The sequence below is a fragment of the Halocynthiibacter styelae genome, assembly GCF_016123485.1.
Lineage (GTDB): Bacteria > Pseudomonadota > Alphaproteobacteria > Rhodobacterales > Rhodobacteraceae > Halocynthiibacter > Halocynthiibacter styelae.
The window spans coordinates 442,554-449,514 of record NZ_JADCKQ010000002.1; the positions used below are offsets into that span (position 1 = coordinate 442,554).

At 54.5% G+C, this 6,961-nt stretch carries 6 protein-coding genes and 1 pseudogene; 4 read left to right on the plus strand and 3 right to left on the minus strand.

Annotated elements, in window-relative coordinates; all coding sequences use genetic code 11:
- The first annotated feature begins 23 nt into the window (after window positions 1-23).
- Window positions 24-1,064, plus strand: a complete 1,041-nt coding sequence (locus tag H1D41_RS04360) for a fatty acid desaturase (RefSeq protein ID WP_228847754.1) — start codon at window positions 24-26, stop codon at window positions 1,062-1,064.
- Here H1D41_RS04360 and nagA read toward each other — a convergent pair whose 3' ends face one another.
- The 3 genes from nagA to H1D41_RS04375 are packed head-to-tail and all read right to left on the minus strand — an operon-like array spanning window position 1,065 to window position 4,115.
- Window positions 1,065-2,195, minus strand: a complete 1,131-nt coding sequence (gene nagA, locus H1D41_RS04365) for an N-acetylglucosamine-6-phosphate deacetylase (protein WP_228847755.1) — start codon at window positions 2,193-2,195, stop codon at window positions 1,065-1,067.
- A gap of 1 nt (window position 2,196) precedes the next feature.
- Window positions 2,197-3,222: an SIS domain-containing protein gene (locus H1D41_RS04370; protein ID WP_228847756.1), complete on the minus strand. Its 1,026-nt coding sequence runs from the start codon at window positions 3,220-3,222 to the stop codon at window positions 2,197-2,199.
- A 20-nt stretch (window positions 3,223-3,242) separates the two neighbouring features.
- Window positions 3,243-4,115 (minus strand): BadF/BadG/BcrA/BcrD ATPase family protein, encoded by an 873-nt coding sequence (locus H1D41_RS04375; protein WP_228847757.1) that lies wholly within the window; start codon window positions 4,113-4,115, stop codon window positions 3,243-3,245.
- 63 nt (window positions 4,116-4,178) lie between these two features.
- Between H1D41_RS04375 and H1D41_RS04380 the strand changes: the two genes are divergently transcribed.
- From H1D41_RS04380 to H1D41_RS04390, 3 genes and pseudogenes are all read left to right on the plus strand, one after another.
- Window positions 4,179-5,531, plus strand: a complete 1,353-nt coding sequence (locus H1D41_RS04380) for an NAD(P)/FAD-dependent oxidoreductase (RefSeq protein ID WP_228847758.1) — start codon at window positions 4,179-4,181, stop codon at window positions 5,529-5,531.
- Between the two features lie 306 nt (window positions 5,532-5,837).
- Complete coding sequence (locus H1D41_RS04385; protein WP_228847759.1) at window positions 5,838-6,674, plus strand: hypothetical protein; 837 nt, start codon at window positions 5,838-5,840, stop codon at window positions 6,672-6,674.
- Window positions 6,601-6,961 (plus strand): annotated as a pseudogene (locus H1D41_RS04390) (transposase); the annotation flags it as partial. The gene H1D41_RS04385 and the pseudogene H1D41_RS04390, both read left to right, overlap by 74 nt.

The window sequence follows — 6,961 nt, forward strand, 5'->3', positions numbered from 1 at the left end:
ATCACGACAACGCAAAGAAATCTATGACACAGACAAATCAACCGACCCCCGCAGGTCAGAATTCCACCCCTGCCCGGGACTGGGTTAAAGTTCTTGCCAATTACCGTGAACCCAATGAATGGCGCAGTGTCTTTGAACTGGGTGTCACTGCCGTGCCCTTCTTCCTGCTTTGGGCACTGGCCTGGTGGTCGCTTTCCATCAGCTACTGGCTGACCTTCGCCATTTCTCTGGCAAATGCCGCCTTCCTGCTGCGCTTGTTCACCATTCAACATGATTGCGGTCATGGGGCCTTTTTCAGCAACCGGTATGTCAGCGACTGGGTCGGACGTGCTTTGGGTGTGTTAACACTGACGCCCTATGACGTCTGGCGTCGCACACATTCAATCCACCACAGCAGCGCCGGAAACCTGGCCCGCCGTGGCATGGGCGATATTCACACCGCAACTGTTGCCGAATATGAAGAAATGTCCAGATTTCAACGCCTGACATACCGTCTGTATCGCAACCCGATCACCCTGTTTGTCTTTGGCCCGGGTTATCTGTTTCTGCTGCAGAACCGTCTGCCACTGGGCCTGATGAACGGGTTCCGCTATTGGGTCAGCGCCATGGGCACGAACCTGGTTCTTTTCATCGCCCTTGGCCTTGTCTGGTATTTCGGCGGTCTGATGCCGCTTCTGTTGATCTTCCTGCCTTCCACACTTCTGGCGGCGGCGGCTGGCGTCTGGCTGTTTTACGTGCAGCACCAGTTCGAGGAAACCTTCTGGGAAATCGATGAAAACTGGCAACTGCACGAAGCCGCCCTGCACGGCAGTTCACATTATGTGATGCCAAAAGTGCTGCAGTGGTTCAGCGCCAACATCGGCATTCACCATGTGCACCACCTCTACAGCCGCATTCCGTTTTATCGCCTGACCGAAGTGCTGCGCGATCACTCTGAGCTGGCCGAGGCCAACCGTCTGACCATTGGTGAAAGCATTGCATCCGCGCGCCTGCACCTTTGGGATGAGAACAGCAAACGTCTGCTGTCTTTCCGTGAAGCACAGCTGGTTCTTGCCAAAGCCTGATTAAGGCAGATCCCGTAAATAAAGCGCCCGGTCTAACCAGACCGGGCGTATTTTTTTGCCCTTTGTAAACCGGCCAAGTCCCTGATCGTCACGCAACAGACCCGCAGGGATCGTTGTCGCCATAGCAAGCGCCTGCGCCAGATCAACATCAACCTGCTGCACCAGAACCCGCACTGCCTGAGCGAGATCCAGATCCGCCCCCGCAAGCGTACCATCCGCAAGCGTCAGCCGCCCGTCACGGCGCAGGATCTGACGGTTGTTCAGGGTAAATTCAGTCGCATCTGAACCGGCAACAGCCATGGCATCAGACACAAGGAATATCTGCCCCGGACCTTGCTTGGCGCTCAGCGCGGTTTTGATCGCAGCCGGATGCACATGAATGCCATCGGCAATAAGTCCAGCAGAGACAGCGCCATTCGACAAAGTCGCACCGAGACACCCTGGTTCGCGATTTCCCAGCTGGCTCATGGCGTTGTAAAGATGGGTCACGCAGGTTGCACCTGCATCAATCCAGCGCTGACAGGTGTCAAAATCGGCATCCGTGTGCCCAAGCGAAACAATCACCCCCGCCTCTGCCATCGCCGCAACCTGCGCCTCTGTCACACTTTCAGGTGCCACGGTCATTTTGACGTTCGGCAAACGCTTCGCCGCATCCAGAAGCATCGCCAGATCAGCGTCGTCCATAGGTCGAATCAGATCACCATCATGCGCCCCCTTCCGCGCAACCGACAGATGTGGTCCTTCCAGATGCAGCCCCATGATGCCCTCAACACCTTCATTAATCGCCTCTGCAACCGCACCAATTGCCGCCTGACTACGGACACGTGTATCCGTGATCAGGGTCGGCAGGAAACCAGCTACCCCCAGGCTGCGGTGCGCCTTAGCCATAACCTCAAGCGTTTCAACTGAGGGATCATCATTCAGCATCACGCCGCCGCCGCCGTTGACCTGAAGATCCACAAAACCCGGGGAAATGACACCCCCGTCCAGATGATGCGTGTCACAACCATCCGGCAAGTCAGCAGTCGTCACGATCCCCTCGCAACAACCATCCCGCAAAAGCAGTGCACAGCCGTCATGCAGCGTTTCACCATCAAAAATCTGCGTACCGCGAAAGGCTGTTAAACTCATATCAAACTGTTTCCGTAACTTTTTTCAGGTGACGGGGCTGATCAGGGTTAAAACCGCGCAGCACAGCCAGACGTTCAATCATGACATAAAACCCGGCGATCAGCACCAGCGGATCGGTCAGTATATGCCCGGTGCGCGGCACATCAATGATCTGTGCCTTGCGTGCAAGCGGTGAGCTCACAAAAACCCGCCCGCCAAGACCCGCAATCTGATCTGCAATCCCCGCGACATGGGATTCTGCTGCATCCCCCGCCGCAAAGGCAATGACCGGGAAACCGTCCCCCACCAGGGACACCGGGCCGTGCAGGACTTCGGCTGAGGAGTAGCTTTCAGCGTGGATCTGACAGACCTCTTTAAACTTCAGCGCCGCTTCATTTGATATGGCCCAGCCGGGACCACGGCCCAAGGTAAACAGTGATGTCTGTTCCGCCAGAGCTTCTGCAACGCCGGGCCAACCGGTATTGACGGCCTTTTCAAGATGCTCAGGGAGATTATGCAGTGCGTTCAGCAGTTCATGATCCTCACGCCAATGGGCCAGCAACAGCAAAGCAGCGATAGCAGAATTCACAAAGCTTTTCGTCGCAGCCACGCTGTTTTCCGGTCCGGCCAGCAAGTCCAACGGATGATCACAGGCCTGCGCCAGCGGCGCATCTTCTGTGTTAATCAGCGCAAGTGTCAGTGCCCCGGCCGCCTTTGAAGCCCGGGTCATTTCAATGATATCCGGGCTTTTTCCTGACTGTGAAATCGCAAGACTTGCGCCACCGTTCAGCGACAAAGGGCGATGATAGACCGATGCAACCGACGGGCCGACAGAGGCCACAGGCACCCCGGACATAAGTTCAGACGCATATTTGAAATAGCTCGCCACATGATCTGACGATCCTCGTGCGATGCTTGTAAAAAATCGCGGATCATGTGCACGCAAAGCATCCGCCGCACCTGTTATCCGATCATGTCCCTGCGATAACAGGCGTTCAGCCGCTGCGGGTATCTCAAGGGTTTCCTGACGCATCAGGCTGGCGGTCATCGGATCATTCCCGGTTGTGATTACCTGACTGCATCCTGCGCCAGAAGCACCGCCCCGTCCAGTGGGGATCCCAGCACATCCCGCAAACCTGCGGTAACGTCACCCGGAAGGCAATCCCGGATATAAGGCCCGATGCCTCCGGCAATGCAAAGCGTGTCTCCTGGTTCAAACCCTGTTGCCCTCAACCCGGCAAGCAGCTGATCTGCGCCTTCGTTCATCAGTTCCCGTGCCACAGGATCCCCAGCCTGCAAGGCCTGCGTCAGACGCGGGGCAAGATCGGCGTAATCACGTTGCCCCGCCTGCATGCTGAACATGGTGATTTCATCGGCGCGGTTGTTGAACTGTGTCAGAATTTCCCGGGTCAGATCCGTTTGCGCACGGATACCATCGTGGGCATGCAGGGTTTCTTCAAGCAAACGCCTGCCAAGCCAGGCACCAGATCCCTGATCCCCCACCCGAAACCCCCAGCCGCTTGCAACGCGCAGATTTCCGGCCTTCCGGCTGGCAATAATTGTGCCCGTGCCAATCACCAGCAGGCTGCCATCATCCGGACCAAGCGCCCCGGCAACAGCTGCGGCCCGGTCATCTGTGACCGTGACATTGGGCCAGGCGCATGCATCCGTGACACGTTGCACCATATCTTCCGACAAGACGCCTGCCAGACCAAGATGCAGATGAAACCGGGTGTCTGGCAAATCCGTCAGGCCTGCCGCGTCAATGGTCTGCTGCACAGCACCCATTACGTTTGCAATGCTGTCGGCAAAGTTCACTGACACATTGGCCGGGCCACCTGTGCCACGGGACAATTCCTGCATCTCAGAATTCACAAGCAAAGCACGACAGCCGGTTCCCCCACCATCTACACCAATCAGATATGTATCTTTATCAATCATATATGTTCTCTAACCTGACCTGCCCGGGATCGGAAGGGTTTCAAAAGCAGATTGCATTCATACATGCGCGAAAATCAGATGCGGGGCGATAAGAAACATGTCAGGCTGCGCAAAATCGGAGAGGCTGACATGACAACCGAAGGCTATGCAGATACGTTTTACACGCGCACTCTGGCGGATGAGGCGGGGTTTCCCCAGCTGAAGGGTACGGTTGAAGCGGATGTCTGTATTGTCGGCGGTGGCATCGCCGGGATCAGCACCGCCTGGGAGCTGACGCAAAGGGGCTTAAGCGTTGTTGTGCTTGAGAAAAATCGCATCGCCTTTGGCGCCAGCGGGCGCAATGGCGGGATCCTTTCAGCGGGTTTTGCAGGACCGGACAGTGCCCTGTTTCGTGCGGGCAAAAAGGCCGGGAAAGCGCTATACGCCTTGTCGCAAGAGGGTGTCAGAGCTGTCATCGACAATACCCGCGATCTGGATCTGAAAGGGGTCGATCCGGTGCCTGGCCGAATCTCTGCATCACGTTATCCCGATGCCAGAGGTATGCAGGAAAGCGTGCAACATGCACGGGATACCTTTGCGCATATGAAGGAATACCTACCAAAGGATGAATTGCGTAAGTATATAAAAACAAATCGTTTTTATGACGGGTACTATGATCCTGACAGCTGGCACATTCATCCGCTGAACTACTGCAAAGGCCTGGCTGAACGCATTGTTGAGAACCAGGGGCAGGTGTTTGAAAACAGCGCTATGATTTCGTTTGATCACACAGGCGCTGAGAAGATTCTGCGCTGTGAGAAAGGCGTCGTGAAGGCAAAATATATTGTTCTCTGCGGCAGCGGCTACAGCGGGCCGGAGTTTGGCAGGTTGCAAAAAAGCCTTTTACCGATAGCGACTTACGTGATCAGCACCGAAGGTCTGGGGGATCGGCTGGACGGGTTGATGAACACAAAATGCGCGGTGGCGGATACGCGGTTGTCTTGTGATTACTTTCGGGTGACCCCGCAGGGGGAGCTTTTGTGGGGCGGCGGGATGTCGGGGCTGGCGAAATCCCCGCCCAATCTGGATCAACGGATGAAGAACCGAATTCTTGAGGTTTTTCCGAAACTTAGCGATGTGAAAATCGGCATTTCCTGGACGGGATTGATGGGATATTCGCGCCATAAGATGCCTTACGTCCGGGAACTGAGTCCGGGGATCTGGACAGCGACGGCACTGGGCGGGCACGGGCTGAACACCGGGCCTGCGATCGGGCGGGTTGTTGCAGAAGCAATAGCGGAAAAAGGCACGCGTTATCAGCTATTTGAACCTTTTGGCCTGCGCTGGAACGGTAGTATTTTCGGACCACTGGCCGCCGATGCAATCTGCGCTGCATCCAATCTGAGCCACCGGATCAGGGAACGTTTCACAGGCTGAAAATCCACCATGCACACAGTATGCACAACCTATGCATATCGAACGATATATAGGTTGTGTGCAGAGTTAAATACAATGCCTGGCAATGGCCCGGACGTGCAGACTTGAGAAAGCTTTCACCCCGATATTTCTGCATCCCTTCCAAACACATCCTCTGACTGCATAAGCTTGGCGATATACGGCTGGCTGCTCGAAGGCCAGTTCACCCGCGTTCGCGACTCTGCCGAGAGCAAAACGCCCTATGGCAAAATTCACCCGAAACTTATACACCTTGAGTAGATATATTTTATATTTGGGAAATCACGTATGTCTCGTTGGAATGATGGATTCTTAGCCCACCCGATTCATGAAACACTTCGAATATGTCACGAATGGACGCTTAGAGAATTCGATGAGGTAGATAGCGCGACTGTCTCGGAACAGAGACGGTTGATCAGAGTTCTCGACCTGATCCGCACTGCTCTTGATGGCTTAGATTCTGAGGTTTGGCCAACTGCACTTGTAACGAACCTAGAACATCATATGAGGCACGCACAGTTCTATAAGCAACTGGAAGCCTATCATGCGGATGGCAAAGCCGACCATTTAAAAGTTGCGAACAACCACATCGACGGCCAGCTTCCTGAAATTTACCAGCTCGTCAGCTTGTCCCGCAGTCGTGAAGAACTGAACATTATGGAAGGCGCGGAAAGCGCTTTTGAGCGGTTCGTAAAAACTGTCGAAAAGAAATCTGACGAAGTGGCAAAGGAAATGCTCACAAATGCTCAGCAACTTGTGGATTTGGAACAAAACTCAAAAAGAGTCGCGCTAGATTTTGACGAATTACAGTTGAACACATCCTCGAAACTGAATGAGTGGAGCAGTCAATTTTCTGCAGCGCAAAATGAGCGTGCGACAAACTATTCAGATCTACAAATCAAATGGAATGAAGAGGCCAGTTCACTCTTTAAAAGCCTGGATGACGCAGGGAAACAAGAGCAGCAGCAGCGCGCAAAAATGTATGATCTGGACCTGTCGCGGTTTGATGCCGCTCCTTTGATAGCATTTACTGCAACAAAGGAGACTGACTATGGGACTGAAACGGACGGACGAATTCCGCCAAGATGCGGTGCGTATCGCGCTGACCAGTGGGCTAACGCGTAAGCAGGTGGCTGATGATTTGGGTGTCGGGATGTCGACGCTGAACAAATGGATCACAGCCCATCGGGACACAGATGTAGTGTCAAAAGAGGATCTGAGCCTCGCCAAAGAGAATGATCGACTTCGACGTGAGATCCGGCTCCTCAAGGAGGAGAGGGAAATTCTAAAAAAGGCCACCCAGTTCTTCGCGGGTCTAAAGTGATGAGATTTAGGTTTGTCGAAGAACACAGGTGCAGCTTCCCAGCCAACCGGCTGTGTGATGTCGTTGGCGTCAGCACACGCGGGTTACG